Raw genomic sequence first — 20,488 nt, forward strand, 5'->3', positions numbered from 1 at the left:
GCTTTTTTTGTATTATAAATTTAATTATATGATTATGAAGAGAGTTTTACAACTACTATTTTCAGTATGCGTTGTTATTTTTGGATTTTCACAAAATCTAAAACCAATTGCCCAGAAAGTAGCAGATCAAAAATCAAAAAACAGGAGTTTTGTGAAGTTTAGCCCCTTTACAAGAGACGTTGCTTCTAAAAATGCCAATCTATATAGTAGTGAGGCATCGGATGTAACAGTAATGCAGTTGAAACCGTCGGAATTACAAACTATTGTGAATGAAAAACCGGAGGCAATGGAGCTTACTTTTCCTTTTGAAGGAAGAGAACTAACCGTAGAATTGGTAAAGAATAATATTCTTACAAACGATTTCGAGGTAGAAACAGACAAAGGAATCAGAGCCTATACGCCGGGCGTTTATTATCAGGGTATTATAAAAGGAGATAACAGTTCTGTTGTTGCTTTCAGCTTTTTTGATAATGATGTAGTGGGAGTTGCATCTACAAATGAATTGGGAAATGTTGTTTTAGGTAAAACAAAAAATTCTCAGGATTTTGTTTCTTACAGTGACTATAAATTGAAATCCAAAAACCCTTTTTCTTGCGGCGCAGATCAGCTTCCGGAAAATGCAGCAAAAAAGATTTCTTTCGATCCTAATAAAAAAACAAGCAATAAACTTACTGCAAATTGTGTAAGAGTCTACTTTGAAGTAGGTTATGGACCTTATACTCAGAATGGTTCTAATACAACTACGACAACCAACTGGGTAACTGCATTATTTAATAATATAAAGACTTTATATGATAATGAAAGTGTGAAAATGGCCATAAGTTCTATTTATATCTGGACGGCTACGGATCCATACTCGGGTCAGCCAGGGACTATTTTAAGTCAGTTCAGAACAACCAGAACAACTTTCAATGGAGATATTGCACAGTTGCTGAGAAATCCGGCAACGACGAGTGTTGCTTATGTAGATGCCTTATGCGGAACTTACAGATATTCATATTGTGGTGTAAACAGCCAGAATGTTGCTGTTCCGACTTACTCCTGGAATATCGAAGCTATGACGCACGAGATGGGACATAATCTAGGTTCTCCACATACACACGCTTGTGCCTGGAACGGAAACAATACAGCAATTGACGGTTGCGGACCGGCATCCGGAAACGACGAAGGTTGTACAGGACCACTTCCTACGACTACAAAAGGAACTATTATGAGTTATTGCCATTTGGTAAGTTCTGTTGGAATCAGCTTTGCAAATGGTTTTGGTCCTCAGCCTGGAGACCTTATCAGACAAACGATAGACACTTATGCTTGTATGAGTGGAGATTGTTCCAAAGCTTGTGATGTGACTTTAACTAATATGACAGTTACCAATGTTACAAATACAGGTGCTACAGTTACAATTACAGATAATACATCTACTTCGTGGAAATACAGAGTTTCAACAATGGATGGAACGATTGTGAAGTCCGGGACAACAAACACAAAAGTTTTTAATATTACAGATCTTTCGGCTAATGCATTTTACAAAGTAGAAGTGGGAACAGATTGTTCTCCTTTATACCAAAGATCATTGGTTATTTTAACAGGTGACAATTGGTGTGGTAAAACAGTTACAGATACCGGAGGAGAAAATGGAAACTACTCAAATAATGAGAGCTGGACAAAAACATTCTATCCAAATGATCCTTCTCAGAAACTGAAAATTACTTTTACTGATTTTAATATCAATGCCGGTGATTACATCATCGTAAGAAATGGTTTATCAACAGGAGTTCCTTTCCAAGGTACAATCAGTGGAAATACTTTACCACCTGCCTTTGAATCTACACACGCAACAGGAGCTATTACCATTACTTTTAAATCCAGTACTGGCGCAACTGCTTCTGGTTTCAAAGCTAACTTCAGCTGTACAACTCTTGCAGTAGAGGATGTGGTAAATTCTAGAGATATTTCATTGTCTCCAAATCCGGTTAAGAATCAATTCACTTTGACAGGAATTTCAAAAATAAAAGCGGTTGAAGTCTATGATATCTCAGGAAAATTGGTAAAACAATTTGAAGCAGAAAGTTTATCTAAAAATACATTCGATGTTTCCAGACTTAAAACAGGAAACTATGTTGTAAAGATCAAAACAGACAATGACAGTTTTAGTAAAAAACTGATCAAGCAATAATAATCTTTAACAGATTAAGTATAAAACCGACAGCAATGTCGGTTTTTTTTATTCAAATTCTACATAGATCTTTTCGCCTGTGCTCATTCCGAAAAGAGAAGAAGCACCATTCAAGACGCTGCCTTTATAAATGGTAATTTCCAGCAGATCTGCATCATTGAAAATGACCGAAGATTTCCCGTGGAATTCCTGTTCCCTTTCCCAGTTGGTAACCACATCGGTATATTGATCCAATATTTTTGATAAGACGATATTCCGGAATTTAACTGTAAAGTTTTCAGAGATCGAAGCGTATTTTTCAAAAAACTTCCGGCTGATATTGGAAACCACGTTCCCAAAATTATCAATATACATTACCTCACCGATAATCATTTTTTCTGCTTCATTATAGATTGCCCTAGGGAAAGAGATATCTTTTATGGTTTTAATTTTCCGGCCGATCACTTCCGGCAGCCCGCCTTTGTAAAGATGCATTGCTGCAGGAACAAAAATCTCCGTTGCAGGAAAAATCACCTTATCATCAAAACGATTATTCAATGTGATTTCATAAACAGCTTCCGGTTTTATATCGAAAAACATCAGATTTGTGATTCCGTTATCGGCAGAGATGAAATAATGGCCATCAATTTTAGCGATAATATTCTTCCTCGATTTGTGATAAAAGCTATCAACAGCAATGATGTGAATGCTGCCTTCGGGAAAAAATTTGTAAGCATTTCGGACGATGTAAGCCGTTTGCAAAAGGTTATAGGCCGTAATATTATGGGTGATGTCAACTACCTTTACTTCTTCGCTCCAGCTTAGGATTTTACCTTTCATACTTGCAACACGATGGTCCACAAGTCCGTAATCTGAAGTGAGGGTGATAACTGACATATTCTGATATTTGTTGCAAATTTAATATAATTCAATTTTTAAAGGCTAATATCATATCAAATCTATTCATATATTTGTTAGACTAACCACTAATATGATATATGTTCGAAATAAATTATGAACTTGAAGGTATAAACACCAAAACATTTTATGGTGTTCAGAATCAAAATTTCAATCTGATAAAATCCAGTTTTCCGACACTCAAGATCACAGGAAGGGACAATTTTGTCTTCGCAATGGGAAACAGAGAGACTCTGGACTTGCTGAAGAAAAAACTCGATGATGTCTCGGATTACATTTCCAAACACAATTCTCTCGAAGTAAAACAATTAGAATCACTTCTGAAACTTAAGGACGATTCCGAAAAACAATTGGTCTTTGATCAGGATATCATTGTAAAAGGTGTAAACGGGAAAGTCATCAAAGCAAAAACCACCAATCTTAAAAAACTGGTAAAAGTTTCTGAGAAAAAAGATATGGTCTTTGCCATCGGTCCGGCAGGAACTGGAAAAACTTATACAAGCGTTGCGCTTGCCGTTCGAGCACTTCGCGATAAGGAAGTCAAAAGGATCATTTTGACAAGGCCGGCCGTAGAAGCTGGTGAAAGTCTCGGTTTTCTTCCCGGCGATCTTAAGGAAAAGTTGGATCCGTATATGCAGCCGCTTTATGATGCTTTGAGAGATATGATCCCGCATGAAAAGCTGGAAGGTTATATGGAAAAAAGAATCATAGAAGTAGCACCTTTGGCATTTATGAGAGGAAGAACGCTGGATGAGGCTTTTGTAATTCTTGATGAAGCTCAGAATACGACTCACTCTCAAATGAAAATGTTCCTCACCAGAATGGGAATGAATGCAAAATTCATCATTACAGGAGATCCAAGCCAGATCGATTTGCCGAAAAATCAACAGTCCGGACTCAAAGAATCTATGACGATTCTGAAAGACGTGGAAGAAATCGGATTCGTTCACCTTACCGAAGAAGATGTGGTAAGACACCCTGTGGTGAAAAAGATCATTATGGCTTACAATAGTATCGAGAGAAAATAGAATTTCTGATTGGTACAAATCTTGGTAGTAATAAAATGAAAATTTAATTTTATAAACTATGAAAAAGATTTTTTTAGCCGCTGCTATTGCCATTTTTGGCTTTACACAGGCACAGGAAGGATTTAAATTAGGTGCTCATATCGGTGCGCCTACAACTGGCAATTCTGACTTTACGTTAGGATTGGATGCTGCTTACAGGTGGAATCTTGCAAAAGGTTTTGATTTAGGCGTTGCAACAGGATATTCCCATTTTATAGGTAAGAGTTATGATTATCCTGGAGGAAGTATCAAAGGTGATGATTTTGGATTTATTCCTGTAGCTGTTTCCGGTAAATATTCATTTAGTGGTGCGCCGATAGCTGTTGGTTTAGATTTAGGTTATGGTATTTCTACAAATGATAATGTAAACGGTGGTTTATATGCGGTTCCAAAATTCATGTATAATATCTCTGCAGGAGAATTATATATAGGATACCAAAGCATTTCCGGGAAATATGACAGAGGATACTACAATGATCATCCTGGTATCGGTGACGAAACTGTGGGTGCTGTGATCGTAGGTTTTAATTTCAATCTGAAATAAACTTCTTTATTAAATAAATAAAACTCCGGTAGAAATGCCGGAGTTTTTTGTTTTTATATTTTTAGGTATTAAAAATTGTTAATTATTCTCTGTTCTGATTTCTTATGTTGTCTTCAACTTGGATTAACTAATAAAAAATCTGTATTTTCGCAACCAAAGTAAATCTTATATAAATGAGTAAATCTATCGAAGAGTTGAAAAGCCTTTCAACGCAGATCAGAAGGGACATTCTAAGAATGGTTCACGCTGTAAACAGCGGTCATCCAGGAGGTTCTCTTGGCTGCACAGAATATTTCGTAGCACTTTATGGGGAAGTTTTGAACTACAAATTACCTTTTACAATGGAAGGTAAGAACGAGGATCTTTTCTTCCTTTCCAACGGGCATATTTCGCCGGTGTTTTATAGTACTTTGGCAAGATTCGGATTTTTTCCGGTTGCAGAACTGGCAACTTTCAGAAAACTGAATTCAAGATTACAAGGCCACCCAACAACACACGAAGGTCTGCCAGGAATCAGAGTAGCATCAGGATCTTTGGGTCAAGGTCTTTCTGTGGCTTTAGGTGCAGCTCAAGGCAAAAAGCTAGATGGAGATGATTCTTTAGTTTACACACTTCACGGCGATGGCGAGTTGCAGGAAGGTCAAAATTGGGAAGCGTTTATGTATGGCGCAGCCAAAAAAGTAGATAACATCATCGCAACCATAGATTATAACGGAAGACAAATCGACGGTGATACAGATGTTGTATTATCATTAGGAGATTTGAGAGGAAAATTAGAAGCATTCGGTTGGTTGGTTCTGGAAGAAAAAAACGGTAACGATCTGGAAGCGGTTATTGGAATCCTTAACAAAGCGAAATCAGAAACCGGAAACGGAAAACCTGTAGCAATTCTACTTCATACAGAAATGGGAAGCGGGATAGATTATATGATGGGAAGTCATTCCTGGCACGGAAAAGCGCCGAATGACGAGCAGTTGGACACCGCTTTCAAACAATTATATCTTGAAGCACCAGCTGATTATTAATCTGTTACAACTACAATCAAAATGAAATATACATACACAGAAAAAAAAGATACACGTTCTGGCTTCGGAGCTGGTTTGGCAGAATTGGCTGATACCAACCCAAATGTTGTCGCACTTTGCGCGGATTTGATAGGCTCTCTGAAGATGGAAAAATTTATTGAAAAAGCACCGGAGAGATTTTTCCAGACTGGTATTGCAGAAGCGAATATGATGGGCTTGGCAGCTGGACTTACCATCAACGGGAAGATTCCTTTCGCCGGGACTTTTGCCAACTTTGCAACATCCAGAGTTTATGACCAGATCCGTCAATCGATTGCTTATTCCAATAAAAATGTAAAAATTGCAGCTTCCCACGCAGGCGTAACTTTAGGGGAAGATGGCGCAACACACCAGGTTTTGGAAGATATCGGAATGATGAAAATGCTTCCGGGGATGACGGTTATCAATCCTTGCGATTACAACCAGACCAAAGCGGCAACTTTAGCCGCAGCAGCACACGAAGGTTCTGTTTATCTTAGATTTGGCCGTCCTGTGGTTCCGGTTTTCATTCCCGAAGATATGCCTTTCGAGATTGGAAAAGGAATTTTGCTGCAGGAAGGAACAGACGTTACAATTGTTGCAACCGGACACTTGGTTTGGGAATCTTTACTGGCAGCGGACGAGTTGGAGAAAGAAGGCATCTCTTGTGAGATCATCAATATACACACGATCAAACCTTTGGATGAAGAGATTATCTTGAAATCTGTAGAAAAAACAGGCAAAATTGTTTCCGCAGAAGAGCACAATTTCCTTGGCGGATTGGGCGAATCAATCGCCGGAGTTTTAGCCAGAAGAAGACCAACACCTCAGGAATTTGTGGCCGTTCACGATACTTTCGGAGAATCAGGAACGCCTGCAGAACTGATGAAAAAATATCAGATCGATGCAGAAGCTGTCATAAAAGCAGTAAAGAGAATCATCGACAGAACAAAATAATTGATTCATTATCCATACAAAATCCACCTTTCCCGGTGGATTTTTTGTTTGCAGAATTTTTAGAAGCCTAATCCCGCCTCGTCCTTAGACGAGATTGCAATCTTTTTTGCAGACCATTCCAGATAAAAAGAACCGAAGACCAGGCAAAAAAGGATTTCCACTGCAATCGGGGCTATGGGTTTTGTCATCCAAATAAAATTTTTCAGATCGGTTGAACATTCTAAAAAATCTGCGAGAGGAATTTTTTTGATAACCAATTTTGTCGAAGTTGACTTATAAGTTTAAAAGATTAGAATTAATTAAATATTCGTGTGCTTTGTGTTCAAATATTTTCTACTAAACAAAAACTTAAGTAATTTTGAAAATGCTTCAGATCCCGGAACATAAAATCCCAATTATCGAAATTGAAACCGATTTTGATATCAAGATTTTTATCAAAAGAGAAGACCTTATCCATCCAAAAATTTCCGGAAACAAATTCTGGAAGCTCTTCTTCAATGTCAATCAATATCTGGAATCAAAACCTGAAAAACCTTTGCTGATTACTTTTGGCGGCGCGTTTTCCAATCATATTGCGTCGGTTTCTGCTTTCGGGAAAGAGTTTGAAATCCCGACAATCGGGATCATCCGAGGAAACGAACTGGAAAATAACTGGCAGGAAAATCCAACACTTTCCGAAGCCTCAAAAAACGGAATGCAGTTTCATTTTGTATCAAGAGAAGATTATCAGAATAAAGAAGAACTAGCCGAAGAATTTTCAAAGAAATATCCAGATTCCCTGATAATTCCGGAAGGTGGAAGTAATGAATCGGCGGTTGAAGGTGTCCAGTATATGCTTGGAAATGACACCAAAGATTTTGATTATCTTTGCACGGCTGTTGGAACCGGCGGAACAATTGCGGGAATTTCCAGGTTTGCAGAAGATCACCAGAAGGTTTTGGGCATAAAAGTGGTAAGAGATGATTCCCTGGAAAAAACCATTGTAGAGTGGAGTAGGAAAGACAATTTTGAATTAAAAGAAGCCGATGAAAACCGCTACGGTAAAATATCGGATGAGAATGTCCGTTTTATAAATTGGTTCTTTGAGGAATATCAGGTTCCGCTGGATCCGATCTATACAGGGAAAATGATGCAGACTATTTTTGAACTGGCAGAAAAAGAATTTTTCCCAAAAAGTTCGAAGATATTGGCATTTCATACCGGAGGATTGCAAGGCATAAAAGGAGCGAATCTCTTGCTAAAAAATAAAGGAAGAGATTTGATTAATTTTGAAAAATTTCTATTTTGAGATAAGTTTCAAAATAGATAGAAACCATAGCCCCGATAGTAGCGGCATCCTTTTTTGTCTTTACGGAAAGGTTCTATTAATGATAAAACCTTGAAGACAAAAAAGATATAGCGGATAGCGGGATTAAGCTCCTGAAAAAATTAAAATATTTTGTAAAAAATAAATATGAGAAAGTTATTAGTGATTGGTTTTGTAAGTGTTTTAGGATTTGTAAAAGCACAAACCTGGAAAACGGAAGACCAGTACATCCAGAAATTTGCACCGTATGCAGTGGAAGAAATGGAGAAATATAAGATCCCGGCGAGTATTACTCTTGCGCAGGGACTTTTAGAAACCGGAGGCGGACAAAGTATTCTTGCACAACAGGGAAGAAACCATTTCGGGATCAAATGCAAGGAAGACTGGACGGGGAAAACGATGAAATATACGGATGATGCTCCAAATGAATGTTTCCGGGTTTATGATGATCCAAAGCAATCCTATGAAGACCATTCGGTTTTCCTGGCAACCAGAAAATATTACACAAAACTTTTTGACCTGGATCCAAAAGATTACAGAGCCTGGGCACACGGTCTGAAAAAAGCAGGTTATGCAACCAATCCGAGGTATGCTTATATTCTGATCGATAAGATTGAGAAATACAAACTGTATGAGTTTGACAATACAAGTAAAGATCAGGTCTATTATGCAATCCTGAAAATGTATCCCGGACTGAATAATGATGCAGTTTTTATGGCTCAGCTTGGTCAGGAAAAACAGAATGATAAAGTGACGCCGCCAACCATAAAAGTGGATTATACACAAGGTTCGTACGCAAAGCAGCAAAGTCAGATTTCTGAAATCGTAGATTCTAAAACAAAAGCAGCACTTCTGAAAAATATCCTCGTGAAAAATCATCCGAACGATGGTTTGAAATTTTTTGTAATGCCAGTGGATGCCGATATTTCTGAAATTTCGAAAAAATTCGGGATCAGCGAAAAGCGTCTGATGAAGTACAACGAATTGGAAAGTCCTAAACTGGCAAAGAATGATATCATCTTCCTGGAAGGTAAAAATTCATCTGGAAATACGGCAACTTACAAAGCCGGGATCGGTGAGACAATGCACGATATTGCTCAGAAATTTGGTGTAAAACTGAAAAAATTATATTCTAAAAACAGAATGGACGCGGGGCAAGAACCAAAAGCAGGACAACTGATTTATCTGCAAAGCAAAAAACCGAGATCTTAGAGTTTAAAAACTAGATGTTAGAAATTAGATATTAACTATCAACCACCACCAACAACTATCAACTAAAATGTTATATCAAAGAAGTTCAGCGCTTTTTGAAGAAGCGTACAAATATATTCCGGGCGGTGTGAATTCGCCGGTTCGTGCCTTCAAATCTGTGGGTGGCGTTCCACTTTTTATGAAATCTGCGAAAGGTGCTTATCTCACAGACGAAGACGACAGAACTTACATCGATTACATCAATTCCTGGGGACCTGCCATTTTGGGACATACCCATCCAGAAGTTTTGGAAGCTCTGAAATCTCAGGCTGAGAAAGGATTTTCTTTCGGAACACCAACGGAACTGGAAACGGAAATTGCAAAATATATCGTAGAAAACGTCCCGAATATCGACCAGATCAGAATGGTTTCTTCCGGAACCGAAGCTTGTATGAGTGCGATTCGCCTGGCAAGAGGTTATACAGGAAGAGAAAAGATCATCAAGTTCGAAGGCTGCTACCACGGACACTCAGATTCGTTTTTGATTCAGGCGGGAAGTGGCGCTGCAACATTTGGAAGCCCCAATTCTCCGGGTGTAACGCAGGGGACAGCAAAAGATACTTTGCTTGCAGAATACAATAATTTTGAACAGGTTGAAGATCTTTTCAAATCTAATCCTGAGCAGATCGCTGCGATCATTGTAGAACCAATTGCCGGAAATATGGGCTGCATTTTGCCGGAAAATAACTTCCTTCAGAATCTTAGAAAAATCTGTGATGAGAATGGAACGGTATTGATCTTTGATGAGGTGATGACCGGTTTCCGATTGGCATTTGGCGGTGCTCAGGAATTATTGAACGTGAAAGCTGATTTGGTAACTTTCGGAAAAGTAATTGGCGGCGGATTGCCGGTTGGTGCTTTTGCGGGACGAAACGAGATTATGAATTATCTTTCGCCGAGAGGAAATGTTTACCAGGCCGGAACTCTGAGCGGGAATCCTTTAGCAATGAGAGCAGGACTCAAAACTCTACAATTGATAAAACAAGATCCGGATTTCTACAAAAAATTAGATAAAACAACGGAAACCTTAGATTTTGAAATTGGTAAAATCCTGAACGAAAAAGGAATCAAACACAGAATCAACAGAAAAGGAAGTATGATGTCGATTTTTTTCAACGTCGCTTCTGTAAGCAATTTTAATGAAGTTAATAATTCTGATATCGGGATATTTAATAACTTATTTCATCAGGTTTTGGAGCAAGGAATTTATCTTCCGCCAAGTGGGTATGAAACCTGGTTTATTTCGTCTGCCATCGGCGATACGGAGATTGATAAAACTTTGGAAGCTTTTAGAAATTTCCAATACTAAATAAAAAACACTTTCTGACTGGAAAGTGTTTTTTGATAATAATAACGCTTAAAAATTGCGGATTATATTTTAATAACTAAATATTTTTTGAAATTGATTTAAAATAATTCATTATTTATTTTTTATTAATTAAAATAAAGCGTAGTTTAGCGGTTCTATAATGAAATTTGTTTTTCGTTAAAAGCCGTTCTTTTTCGGAGGACGGTTTTTTTTGTTGTCAAAAATTACTTTGCTGGTTTCGCTCTCAAATATTGGTGTGGATAAAAATTATCTTCGTCGTTTTCCCAAGCCGTCTGAACCGCAAAATAAGGATTTCTCAAAATTTCTCTTGCCAGAAAAATCACATCTGCCTGTCCGCTTTCCAGAATTTCTTCTGCTTGTTCCGCTGTCGTGATAAGTCCAACGGCAGCCGTGTCTATTTCTGCAATTTTCTTTACATCTTCGGCCAAAGGAACCTGATACCCAGGTCTTAAAGGAATTGTAACGCCATTGATATTTCCGCCGCTGGAAACATCCACCAAATCCACATTTTTGGTTTTCAAAACTTTTGCAAGTTCCACACTGTCATTGATATCCCAGCCATTTTCTGCATATTCGGTTCCGGAGATTCTTACGAATAAAGCTTGGTTTTCTGATATTTCTGAATTTACAGCATCCACAATTTCCATCAGGAATCTTGCTCTGTTTTCAGGATTTCCCCCATATTCGTCGGTTCTTGTATTGGAAAGTGGCGATAAAAATTGATGAATCAGGTAGCCGTGAGCAGCATGAATTTCTATCAGATCAAAGCCGGCATCAACAGCTCTTTTTGCTGCTTTTCTGAAATCTTCGACCAGATTTTTGATTTCCTCGATGGTTAATTCGTGTGGGATTCTTTCGGAATGATGAAAAGGAATCGGGCTTGGAGCAATGGTTTCCCAGCCTTCTTTCAAGCTCATTTGGCGATTGGTTTCGGCAGAAACAGAACCTTTTCTTCCGGCGTGAGCCAGCTGAATCCCGATTTTGCTTTCTGAATTGTGATGAACGAAATCCACTATTTTTTTCAAAGCTTCGGCTTGTTCATCATTCCAGATTCCGAGGCATTTGTTGGTGATTCTTCCGCGCGGTTCTACTGCTGTTGCTTCTGTGATTAGCAGACCAACACCGCCTTGCGCGCGGCTGCCGTAATGAACAAAGTGGAAATCATTCGCAATGCCGTCTTCCGCAGAATACATACACATTGGCGACATTACAATTCGGTTTTTCAGTTCTATGTTTCTGAATTTTATTGGTGTGAAAAGTTTCATTTTTAAATTTATATTAATTTAGTTATTGAAGTAAAAAGGGAATTTCAACGTATTTTCGTAATTCGCCCAGGTTCCTTCAAATTTCAATTGTTGTTTTTCCGATGATTTTTTGACAGTCAGTTCTCCTGTAAAAACGCCATTATGTTTTCCTGTTCCTTTTTCTGAAAGTTTGAAATCGTAGATTTTTACAGATTTATCCTTAAAGTTTTTACTTTTTTCAGGATTGAAAGTAATTGTTCCTTCGAAATCTGCTTTTGTTCCTTCAACATCGGAGTAACCGGAGACTTTGAAAGTTTCTGGTTTTGCATTTTCAGGAGAAACAGATTCAAAAAGGACTTTCAGACTTTCTGAATTGTCGATTTTTCCATTAAAATGTTCATTGTTATTCGTAATTTTTTTTTTAATATTCTGAGCATTGAAAAATGATGCTGTAAAAGCAAAGATTAAAAAGAAGAAAAAGTTTTTCATATCGTTAATTATTTGTTTTTTTTAGTAACAGTGAATCAGATGCAGCCCGGCTTGAACGGAGCTCTTTTTCTGTGATTGCGATGGTTGTAAAGTTCAACAGATTTCTTCACTTCGTTCGCAATGACAGAAAAAAGCGGGAGTGGAAGACGGATAAAGCTGCCCAAATTTTAGACCCCAAACTGTGTCAGATGATGATCCAGATGTTTTGCCATCATATTGTTCCATTCTTTTGCGGATAGTTTTCCGAAACTGAAACTCTCCTTCCCTTCGAAAGCATCTGCTCCCAGCTGCTGTGTTTTCTGGATAAATCCGATGATGCGTTTTCGCTCTTCTTCAAAAATTTTGTTGTCCGTAATAACAAACATGGCTGCAGTCCGGGAATTGTGTTTATAAGGCGTTTCATTTACAACGCTAGGTTTTACGAAACGTTTCATAAACCACTTCATCAATAAGTTTGGTTTTTTATGTTTCTCGGCTTCGTAGATGAGTTCGTAGGTGACGTTGCAGTGGGCAAGCATTTTGTCCACAGACATCAGTCCCCATTTTGGGAAAGAGTCTTCGCTGAGTGTGTTGATTCTTTTGATAAAGTGACTGGTGTCTGTCTGGTCGAAAATATTCTTCATAGTTTATGAGACAATTTTATTGATTTGGTTGAGCTTTTCTGTGAGGATCTTATTACGTGTTCTGTTTTTTATGAGTTTGATAACCAGATAAATCGATATTAAAAATGATAAAATAATAATGATGAAGCTGATGATCTTTGATTTGTTTTTCTGCTGTTCCAGTTTTTTATTGTTTTCTGCATTCAGGACATCGATGCTTTTGTTGAAAGAAGCCAGCTCGCTTTGTTCTCTTGCAAATTTGGTTTCGATGTATAGTTTGTTGTACACTTCATAATTGTTCCAATCCTGAAGAGCGAGATAATTGTCCGAAAAACCCTTATAAATTCCTTCGCTCAGGACAAGGTCGCCCACTTTTTTGGACAGATTGACAGCTTTTTTCAAAAGCACGATGGCTTCCTGATGTTTTCCCAAGACTGTAAAGTTTTCTGACAGTCCTTTGTATGCGAAAGCTTCCAGGCTCTCTGCGTGCACGGATCTTGCTACTTCCGCAGATTTCCGGAAATATTTTTCTGCCTCGGTATATCTGTTCAGATAGAAATAACAATAACCGATGTTGTAAAGAAAAACACTGCTGTTTGCAATTGAGTTTTCGTAATTTCCTAATTTAGTCAGATATCCCAAGCCGACGGTTAGTTTTTCTAAGGCTAATTCATTATTATTCTGACTTTTATAAACCAAACCTCTTATCGCATAATTGAGTCCGAGATAGTAGGATTTGAAATGTCCGTTTGGAAGCGCACTGCAGTCTTTGTAGGTTTGATCCAGGATTTCTAGTGTTTTGCTGTATAATCCCATCTGCTGATATTGTATTGCAACGGCATTCAGGATTTTGATTTTCTGTTCCGGATTTGTAACATTTTTGCTCAGTTCTTTCATTTTCAAAACCCAATCCAGAGATTTGTCATAATCTCTTTTGGAAATGTAAGAATGCGACATCAGTTTATAAAGTTTGATAATATTATCCGGATTTTTCTCTTTTTTCAGCATTTTCTGAGCAATTTTCAAAGAATTATCGGGGTTTTGGTAGACATCGGAAAGCGCTTTTTTATACAATTGTTCGTTGTACTGGGATTTGAGAATTCCGGTAAATGAAAAAATGAGTAATATGAAAATGTAGCGTTTCATTTTTTGTTCTGTGTCAATTGCTGGATGTATGTGTTTGGAGAAATGCCCGTTACAGATTTGAAAACCGTTGTAAAAGAACTGTGAGAAGAAAAACCTGCTTTCTCTGCAAGATAACTGACTTTGTAACTTAGATAGACTGGCTCTGTTTTCAGGAGATAGGCGATGTAGTTGATTCTTAATTCATTAATATAATTGTTGTAATTTTTCTCTTTGTATTTGTTGATGATTTCGGACAGATATTTTGTATTGGTTTCCATTTGTCCGGCTAATACAGCCAAAGACATATCGCGGTTCAGGAATTTTTCTGATTTTTCAAATTCTTCCAGTCTCGCAAGGATGTCATTTTCTTTTTCTTTGGAAATCAGAAGCGGTTTTTTGATGATTTCTGCTTCTGTCTTTTCAATAAAAACAGGATCAGGAATCGCTTCTTTTTTATTTATTTTTGTGATGAATTCCTGTTGTTTTGTGTAGAAATCGATCTGTTTCTGGATGGATTCTGTTTTCTTTTTCTCAAAGAAATTAAACAGAAAAATTACTAAGATCACAGTAAAACTAATTCCGGAAATAATAAAAATATTAATTGCAAAAGAGCTCTCAGAATCCTCAATTCTTTTATTCTCATATTGATCGTTGAGTAAGATCAGATGGCGGATAGCTTCTTTTTTATTTTGATCCAGCTTATCGCTTCCTTCCTTATAATTAGTGTAAAATTTCTGATAGAGATCTTCATTTTTAAGTGCCAGATAATTTTTTGAAAGATCATCATAGATTTTATTTTTCAAAGGTTCAAAAGAAGTATTCTGAACCAGTTCCAAAGCCTGATTCAGGTTTTGTGATGATTTTTCGTAATCTTTTTTCAGGAAATTGATCCGGCCGAGATTATCCAGATTATAGGCTTTAAGATAAATATACTGCGGTCTGTTATTCAGGTTTTTTTCAATTTCTGTTGTTATTTTTTCTGCGTTATTAATTTGATTTTGAGATAAGTATATTAAAGTCTGATAGATTTTATTTTCAATGGAAATCATAAAATCACTTTCCGAGTTTTTAAGTGAATTATTACTTTTGTCTAAGTTCTCTTCTGCTTTTTCCCAGTTTTTCTGCACCATAAAATTGGCAGCATTCAGTTGGTAGACTTGAGCCAGAAGATTCTCGGTATAATTCTTTGCCTTTATTTTAGAAGCCTGCTTGACAAGATTTTCAGAAATCCTGATGGATTGCTTGTATAATCTTAGAGCCTGATACTGTTGGGCAAGCGCAAAATCCATGTAAAAAGAACCTCTTTCTTTTCCGTTTGCATTCAGGTTTTTGTCTGTAGACTGATCGACAGAAGTGGTGTAATCGCCTTTAAGATTGTAAGATCTTGCTAATATCAGCTGTAGTCTTTGCTGTATGATTTCAGATTCTTTATTTTTATCGATATTCTGAAGGATCTGAAGTGCATTATCAGGATTTTCATACAGACTTTTGTATGCCTTGTCGAGAAGTTGCAAAGTTTCGGGACTGCTTTGTGCCGGCATCAAAACAACCCCGGAAAAAAGAAGGAACCATAAAAAAAGCAATCGTCGCATAACACAAAAATAGTTTTTTTATTTGTGAAAAAGATGATTTTTGGTGCTTCATTGTTCAAAAAATATTTTGTCTAATTTGTTTTTAAATCGTTGATATATAGTGTTTTGTATTTTTAAGGCTTTCTAAATTCGTGAATTGAAAAAGAGAAAAATTAGGAATGGAAATTATTATCGCCTAAAATTGTAGAAATAAGTTTTATAAAGTTTCACAATCTAATATTTTTAAAAATTATGAAAAAAGTCTATTTACTTTTACTGGGTATGGCTATGTCTGGGGTAAGTGCACAACAAATGGAGTTCAGGTTAATAGATCAAATGGGTGCTCGCCTATACGATATCAATGACAGTGGATTTGCAATCCATTCCGGTGCATATTATAATTACACAACAGATACAACCACACAAACAGAGGGCGGACAAGCTACGAACCGTATCAATAATGCCGGTGATGTTGCAGGAGCAAGTGCGCTTGTAATCTCGGAAGAAGAAAGTATTGCAATGCCGGCTTACAGGAAAAATGGAACTTGGCATGATATCGGTTATTTTTCTGGAGAAACTCCCAGCAGCAGCTCATTTGCCAATGCTAATGATATTTCTCAAAATAGTAAGTATGTAACGGGACAGATTGGTGCTAGCGGATTTACAAGCTGGCCTTTTCTTTACGATACAGAAACCAATACTTTGACCAAACTTTCCGGCGATAATACTTATGTCAACGGCAGAGGAGAAGCGGTCAACAACAGCGGGATAGTGGCTGGTTTTGCAGATCGGGAAGATCTTGTGACTACAGGAACTTTATGGCTTCCTGCTTATTTCGAGGCTAATGGGACTATTCACTATATCGATATGGCAACACTTGAAAATGGTGAAGCAGCAGATATTAACAATTCTGGACAGATAGTAGGTTACAAAGGTTCAAAACCGTTTATTTATGATATTACAACTGGTGTTTATAAGTCTTTCAATCCACCTTCTGGTTTTGCCAGAGCGGTTTTCACATCAGTTTCAGAAAATGGAATTGCATTGGGATATGCTGGCGATGCTGGTAATAGAGAGGTGATTATTTATCATCCTTCATTAGGTTCCGGACCGATTTTTTTAAAGGATGTTTTATCCAGAAATGGAGTTTCCCTTACTACATTTGACGGGAAATTAGGAACCGGAATGAATATTTCTCCTAACGGAAATTTCGTTTGTGGATTCGATAATACTATTCCGCCATTCTTTGCCGGCGGATGGATTGTAAATCTAAATAATCTTTTGCTGGGCACCAACGATTGTACGATCACCTGCCCGGATAATATTGAAACAACCATTGCATCAGTATCTCAAACTTCGGCTGTCGTTAACTATACTTTGCCAGTTGTTTGCGGATCTTCATCTTCTACAGGATTGACAACGGTTTTGGTTTCAGGCTTAGAGTCCGGATCTCAGTTTCCAATGGGGACAACAGATGTAGTTCATAATCTGGTAGATGCTAATGGGAAAGTTGTTTATGTATGTTATTTCCAGGTTACCGTGAAGGATCTTTACTGCTCAACATCATCACAATGGGGTGTAGATGCCATTTCAAAAGTTCAGTTTGCAGGAATTGATAACTCATCAGATCCTTACTCTGTATCACCTAACGAATATTATCTGGATAAAGTGGGAGAAGTATATCAGGGCAGCCAATATCCTTTCGTACTAGAAGGTAATACAAATGGAGGATATGATTATGCGACAGTTTTTGTAGATTGGAACCAAAACGGAAGCTTTGCAGACGCAGGCGAAGTCTATGAAGTGGGAGCCATGACATCTGACAGTACAGATGGTGCTCAGATCACAGGTGATATTGCTGTGCCGGCTGGTGCTGCAACTGGAAAAACCAGAATGAGAGTGATGCTGAACTGGGATGTTTCTATGACCGATGCTTGTGATAATTCGCCTTATTTCTTTGGCCAGTCAGAAGATTATACTTTGGATGTTAAGCAGTCTTTAGCAGTGTCTGATATTAATAAAGCTAATGTCTCTATCTATCCGAATCCTGTCAAGAATGTTCTTAATTTCAATGGCGCAAAGGATATCTCTAAAGTTGAGGTTTACAATATCGCAGGACAAAAAGTGAAATCTGTAGAAAAATTATCCGATCATAAAATTGAATTGTCTAATTTGACAAAAGGAACTTACATCATCAGAGCCAGCATCGATGGTTTGGTTAAGTCCTTCAAATTCGTCAAAGAATAGGAACTGTATTTAATAGTTTTTAATCGAAAAGAGCGGGTAGGTTTTCTATCCGCTCTTTTTATTTTTCGGTTCAGAATTGCAGGTTAACTCCAGATGCTTTAACTTTGCACAAACCTAATCTAATGAGTAAAAAAGAAACGAAATATATCTTCGTGACAGGAGGTGTTACGTCTTCACTGGGTAAAGGAATTGTCTCTGCTTCTTTGGGACTTTTGTTAAAATCGCGAGGTTTTAAAGTGACTATCCAAAAACTTGACCCTTATATCAATATCGATCCGGGAACCCTTAATCCTTATGAACACGGAGAATGTTATGTGACCGAAGACGGCGCAGAAACAGATCTTGACCTTGGACATTACGAAAGATTCCTGGATAGCCCGACTTCCCAAAACAACAACGTTACAACCGGTAAAATCTACCAAACCGTTATCGAAAAAGAACGCAAAGGCGATTTTCTTGGTAAAACTGTTCAGGTGATTCCGCATATTACCAACGAGATCAAACGCAGGATCAAGATGCTTTCCAAAAAGGATTATGACATCATTATCACAGAAATCGGCGGGACGGTTGGCGATATAGAGTCTCTTCCTTATATAGAAAGTGTACGACAAATGCAGTGGGAATTAGGCAAAACAAATTCTATGGTCATTCATTTGACATTGTTACCTTATTTGGCTTCAAGTGGTGAATTAAAAACGAAACCTTCTCAGCATTCCGTGCGTCAATTGATGGAAAGTGGAATCCAGGCTGATGTCTTGGTTTGCAGAACAGAACATACGATCCCGAAAGAACAAAAGGCAAAATTGGCTCAGTTTTGTAATGTAGGTTTAGAAAACGTAATAGAGTGTATCGATATGGATACGATCTACGAAGTTCCATTATATCTTCAAAGACAGAATTTTGATGAGGTTGTTCTAAAAGAACTAAATCTTCAGGTAGGAAAAGAACCAAATCTTAAAGATTGGAAAACGTTCCTTAAAAAATATAAAAACCCGAAAAGAACAGTAGAAATTGCTTTGGTAGGGAAATATGTCTCCCTTCAGGATTCTTACAAATCTATTGCCGAAGCTTTTATCCACGCAGGTTCCGATATGGAAACCGAAGTGAAAATAAATTGGGTGTATAGCGGTGATATTGAAGTAGAAGGTGCTGAGAAACTACTGAAAAATGCAGACGGAATCCTAATCGCACCAGGTTTTGGAGATCGCGGAATAGAAGGTAAAATACAAGCTGCAAAATATGCAAGAGAGAACAAAGTTCCATTATTGGGAATTTGTCTGGGTATGCAGATTATGACCATAGAATTCGCAAGAAACATTCTGGAGCTTGCAAAAGCTAATAGTATGGAGTTCGATACATCCACGCCGGATCCTGTTATCTCTATCATGGAAGAACAGAAAAATGTAGTGGAAAAAGGCGGAACAATGCGTCTTGGCGCTTGGAAATGTACATTAAAAGCAGGCTCAAAATTATCCGAGATCTATGGAACAAAAAATATCTCGGAACGCCATCGCCATAGATATGAGTTCAATAGTGATTACAAAAAAGACTTTGAAGAAAGAGGTTTGATGCCTACTGGTCTTAATCCTGAAACAGGTTTGGTAGAAACCTTGGAACTGAAAGATCATCCATTTTATGTCGGCGTTCAATACCACCCGGAATATAAAAGTACGGTTGCAACGCCACATCCTTTATTCAAAGCATTTATTACCGCGTCGGTCAAAGGGAAGTAAGAAATTTATCTTAATAAAAAAAAATACAGCTGCAGATTTTACATTCGCAGCTGTTTTCATTTTAATGACTATTTCCTTGCAAAAGTAGTATAACCGCCGTCTACCAACAATTCTGTTCCACTGATGTAACTGGCATCATCCGAAGATAAGAATAATACAGTTTTTGCAATTTCGCTTGGATCGCCTAATCTGTTCAAAGCGATTATTGAAGGGAAATGATCTCTGATCTCGCTTGTTGTTACTTTTTCCAATCCTTCCGTTTTCACTGCGCCTGGACTTACAATGTTGACTCTGATTTTTCTGTCAGCCAATTCGTTTGCTGCAATTTGAGCGATTTTGTTTAATGCGCCTTTGGTTGCAGAGTAAATGCTGGATCCCAAATTGGCAGCTGTTGCAACAGTTGATGAGGTGAATATGACCGATGCGCCATTGTGTAAATGTATTAACAACTTCTGCAATGTAAAATAAGGACCTTTCACATTGGTACTGAATTGTGCGTCAAAATCAGCTTCCGTTGATTCCTGAATAGAGCTGAAGACCGCAATTCCTGCATTCAGATAAAGAACATCAATTTTGTTTCCGCTTTCTGAAACGGCTTTTTCTAATGCCGAAATGCCTTCTAAATTCGAAGTGTCAGAAACCACAGTTTTCAAATTTGAACTGTTGATCTTTGTAGCTGCTTTCTCAAGATTTTCTTCATTTCTCCCAGTGATCCACACATTGGCTCCTGCGTTGATGAATGCTTGCGCGGTTGCAAATCCGATTCCGGTAGTTCCGCCGGTAATGACTACGTTTTTATTCGTGAAATTCATTTTGATAAATTTTAATATTGTGATGCAAATTTACATCATCAAAATATCTTTTCGTAACTTTGTAACTAAAAGTAACAGTAACATTTGAGTAACA

18 protein-coding genes are annotated in these 20,488 nt (G+C 37.6%); 10 read left to right on the forward strand and 8 right to left on the reverse strand.

The features are described from left to right. Positions 1-34: 34 nt before the first annotated feature. Positions 35-2,176 carry a T9SS type A sorting domain-containing protein gene (locus ACFJGY_RS05845; RefSeq protein ID WP_379969032.1) on the forward strand — a complete coding sequence of 714 codons (2,142 nt, stop codon included), beginning with the start codon at positions 35-37 and terminating at the stop codon, positions 2,174-2,176. A gap of 48 nt (positions 2,177-2,224) precedes the next feature. Here ACFJGY_RS05845 and ACFJGY_RS05850 read toward each other — a convergent pair whose 3' ends face one another. Further along, positions 2,225-3,052, reverse strand: a complete 828-nt coding sequence (locus ACFJGY_RS05850; RefSeq protein ID WP_379969034.1) for an S-adenosyl-l-methionine hydroxide adenosyltransferase family protein — start codon at positions 3,050-3,052, stop codon at positions 2,225-2,227. Positions 3,053-3,153: 101 nt separating this feature from the next. On the opposite strand from ACFJGY_RS05850, the gene ACFJGY_RS05855 reads away from it, so the two are divergent. The 4 genes from ACFJGY_RS05855 to ACFJGY_RS05870 all read left to right on the forward strand — a co-directional run bounded on the left by ACFJGY_RS05855 (position 3,154) and on the right by ACFJGY_RS05870 (position 6,684). Next, positions 3,154-4,101 (forward strand): PhoH family protein, encoded by a 948-nt coding sequence (locus ACFJGY_RS05855; RefSeq protein ID WP_034975753.1) that lies wholly within the window; start codon positions 3,154-3,156, stop codon positions 4,099-4,101. A gap of 58 nt (positions 4,102-4,159) precedes the next feature. After that, positions 4,160-4,684, forward strand: coding sequence for a hypothetical protein (locus tag ACFJGY_RS05860; protein WP_379969036.1), 525 nt, complete (start codon positions 4,160-4,162; stop codon positions 4,682-4,684). A gap of 173 nt (positions 4,685-4,857) precedes the next feature. Next, the gene (locus ACFJGY_RS05865; protein ID WP_379969039.1) at positions 4,858-5,709 is read left to right on the forward strand and encodes a transketolase; all 852 of its coding nucleotides are present in this window, start codon (positions 4,858-4,860) and stop codon (positions 5,707-5,709) included. Positions 5,710-5,730: 21 nt separating this feature from the next. Then, positions 5,731-6,684: a transketolase family protein gene (locus ACFJGY_RS05870; RefSeq protein WP_379969041.1), complete on the forward strand. Its 954-nt coding sequence runs from the start codon at positions 5,731-5,733 to the stop codon at positions 6,682-6,684. A 59-nt stretch (positions 6,685-6,743) separates the two neighbouring features. Here ACFJGY_RS05870 and ACFJGY_RS05875 read toward each other — a convergent pair whose 3' ends face one another. After that, positions 6,744-6,872 (reverse strand): hypothetical protein, encoded by a 129-nt coding sequence (locus ACFJGY_RS05875; RefSeq protein ID WP_379969043.1) that lies wholly within the window; start codon positions 6,870-6,872, stop codon positions 6,744-6,746. Positions 6,873-7,048: 176 nt separating this feature from the next. On the opposite strand from ACFJGY_RS05875, the gene ACFJGY_RS05880 reads away from it, so the two are divergent. The 3 genes from ACFJGY_RS05880 (at position 7,049) to hemL (ending at position 10,550) form a co-directional block, all read left to right on the forward strand. Then, the gene (locus tag ACFJGY_RS05880) at positions 7,049-7,972 is read left to right on the forward strand and encodes a 1-aminocyclopropane-1-carboxylate deaminase/D-cysteine desulfhydrase (protein ID WP_379969045.1); all 924 of its coding nucleotides are present in this window, start codon (positions 7,049-7,051) and stop codon (positions 7,970-7,972) included. Between the two features lie 165 nt (positions 7,973-8,137). Continuing rightward, on the forward strand, positions 8,138-9,202 hold the full coding sequence (locus ACFJGY_RS05885; protein ID WP_379969047.1) for a glucosaminidase domain-containing protein: 1,065 nt from the start codon (positions 8,138-8,140) through the stop codon (positions 9,200-9,202). Between the two features lie 67 nt (positions 9,203-9,269). Continuing rightward, positions 9,270-10,550, forward strand: a complete 1,281-nt coding sequence (hemL, locus tag ACFJGY_RS05890; RefSeq protein WP_379969049.1) for a glutamate-1-semialdehyde 2,1-aminomutase — start codon at positions 9,270-9,272, stop codon at positions 10,548-10,550. Between the two features lie 224 nt (positions 10,551-10,774). Here hemL and namA read toward each other — a convergent pair whose 3' ends face one another. The 5 genes from namA to ACFJGY_RS05915 all read right to left on the reverse strand — a co-directional run bounded on the left by namA (position 10,775) and on the right by ACFJGY_RS05915 (position 15,623). Next, a complete protein-coding gene (namA, locus tag ACFJGY_RS05895) occupies positions 10,775-11,836 on the reverse strand; it encodes an NADPH dehydrogenase NamA (RefSeq protein WP_379969051.1) in 1,062 nt (353 codons plus the stop codon). An 18-nt stretch (positions 11,837-11,854) separates the two neighbouring features. Further along, positions 11,855-12,304 (reverse strand): hypothetical protein, encoded by a 450-nt coding sequence (locus tag ACFJGY_RS05900; protein ID WP_379969053.1) that lies wholly within the window; start codon positions 12,302-12,304, stop codon positions 11,855-11,857. Between the two features lie 167 nt (positions 12,305-12,471). Further along, complete coding sequence (locus ACFJGY_RS05905) at positions 12,472-12,927, reverse strand: DUF1569 domain-containing protein (protein WP_379969055.1); 456 nt, start codon at positions 12,925-12,927, stop codon at positions 12,472-12,474. 3 nt (positions 12,928-12,930) lie between these two features. Continuing rightward, complete coding sequence (locus tag ACFJGY_RS05910) at positions 12,931-14,052, reverse strand: tetratricopeptide repeat protein (protein ID WP_379969057.1); 1,122 nt, start codon at positions 14,050-14,052, stop codon at positions 12,931-12,933. Further along, on the reverse strand, positions 14,049-15,623 hold the full coding sequence (locus tag ACFJGY_RS05915; RefSeq protein ID WP_379969059.1) for a helix-turn-helix domain-containing protein: 1,575 nt from the start codon (positions 15,621-15,623) through the stop codon (positions 14,049-14,051). Before ACFJGY_RS05915 ends, ACFJGY_RS05910 begins: the two co-directional genes overlap by 4 nt. A gap of 231 nt (positions 15,624-15,854) precedes the next feature. On the opposite strand from ACFJGY_RS05915, the gene ACFJGY_RS05920 reads away from it, so the two are divergent. Further along, on the forward strand, positions 15,855-17,849 hold the full coding sequence (locus ACFJGY_RS05920; RefSeq protein WP_379969061.1) for a GEVED domain-containing protein: 1,995 nt from the start codon (positions 15,855-15,857) through the stop codon (positions 17,847-17,849). A 122-nt stretch (positions 17,850-17,971) separates the two neighbouring features. Further along, positions 17,972-19,582, forward strand: a complete 1,611-nt coding sequence (locus tag ACFJGY_RS05925) for a CTP synthase (protein WP_379969063.1) — start codon at positions 17,972-17,974, stop codon at positions 19,580-19,582. A 68-nt stretch (positions 19,583-19,650) separates the two neighbouring features. Here the strand turns inward: ACFJGY_RS05925 and ACFJGY_RS05930 are convergent, their stop codons facing one another. Further along, a complete protein-coding gene (locus tag ACFJGY_RS05930; RefSeq protein ID WP_379969065.1) occupies positions 19,651-20,394 on the reverse strand; it encodes an SDR family oxidoreductase in 744 nt (247 codons plus the stop codon). Between the last annotated feature and the right edge of the window lie 94 nt (positions 20,395-20,488).

Source organism: Epilithonimonas sp. UC225_85 (genome assembly GCF_042695135.1).
Taxonomy (GTDB): domain Bacteria; phylum Bacteroidota; class Bacteroidia; order Flavobacteriales; family Weeksellaceae; genus Epilithonimonas.

Coding starts and splice junctions, on each gene's coding strand:
- ACFJGY_RS05845 (WP_379969032.1), top strand. CDS start 35: ATGAAGAGAGTTTTACAACTACTATTTTCAGTATGCGTTGTTATTTTT.
- ACFJGY_RS05850 (WP_379969034.1), bottom strand. CDS start 3,052: ATGTCAGTTATCACCCTCACTTCAGATTACGGACTTGTGGACCATCGT.
- ACFJGY_RS05855 (WP_034975753.1), top strand. CDS start 3,154: ATGTTCGAAATAAATTATGAACTTGAAGGTATAAACACCAAAACATTT.
- ACFJGY_RS05860 (WP_379969036.1), top strand. CDS start 4,160: ATGAAAAAGATTTTTTTAGCCGCTGCTATTGCCATTTTTGGCTTTACA.
- ACFJGY_RS05865 (WP_379969039.1), top strand. CDS start 4,858: ATGAGTAAATCTATCGAAGAGTTGAAAAGCCTTTCAACGCAGATCAGA.
- ACFJGY_RS05870 (WP_379969041.1), top strand. CDS start 5,731: ATGAAATATACATACACAGAAAAAAAAGATACACGTTCTGGCTTCGGA.
- ACFJGY_RS05875 (WP_379969043.1), bottom strand. CDS start 6,872: ATGACAAAACCCATAGCCCCGATTGCAGTGGAAATCCTTTTTTGCCTG.
- ACFJGY_RS05880 (WP_379969045.1), top strand. CDS start 7,049: ATGCTTCAGATCCCGGAACATAAAATCCCAATTATCGAAATTGAAACC.
- ACFJGY_RS05885 (WP_379969047.1), top strand. CDS start 8,138: ATGAGAAAGTTATTAGTGATTGGTTTTGTAAGTGTTTTAGGATTTGTA.
- hemL (WP_379969049.1), top strand. CDS start 9,270: ATGTTATATCAAAGAAGTTCAGCGCTTTTTGAAGAAGCGTACAAATAT.
- namA (WP_379969051.1), bottom strand. CDS start 11,836: ATGAAACTTTTCACACCAATAAAATTCAGAAACATAGAACTGAAAAAC.
- ACFJGY_RS05900 (WP_379969053.1), bottom strand. CDS start 12,304: ATGAAAAACTTTTTCTTCTTTTTAATCTTTGCTTTTACAGCATCATTT.
- ACFJGY_RS05905 (WP_379969055.1), bottom strand. CDS start 12,927: ATGAAGAATATTTTCGACCAGACAGACACCAGTCACTTTATCAAAAGA.
- ACFJGY_RS05910 (WP_379969057.1), bottom strand. CDS start 14,052: ATGAAACGCTACATTTTCATATTACTCATTTTTTCATTTACCGGAATT.
- ACFJGY_RS05915 (WP_379969059.1), bottom strand. CDS start 15,623: ATGCGACGATTGCTTTTTTTATGGTTCCTTCTTTTTTCCGGGGTTGTT.
- ACFJGY_RS05920 (WP_379969061.1), top strand. CDS start 15,855: ATGAAAAAAGTCTATTTACTTTTACTGGGTATGGCTATGTCTGGGGTA.
- ACFJGY_RS05925 (WP_379969063.1), top strand. CDS start 17,972: ATGAGTAAAAAAGAAACGAAATATATCTTCGTGACAGGAGGTGTTACG.
- ACFJGY_RS05930 (WP_379969065.1), bottom strand. CDS start 20,394: ATGAATTTCACGAATAAAAACGTAGTCATTACCGGCGGAACTACCGGA.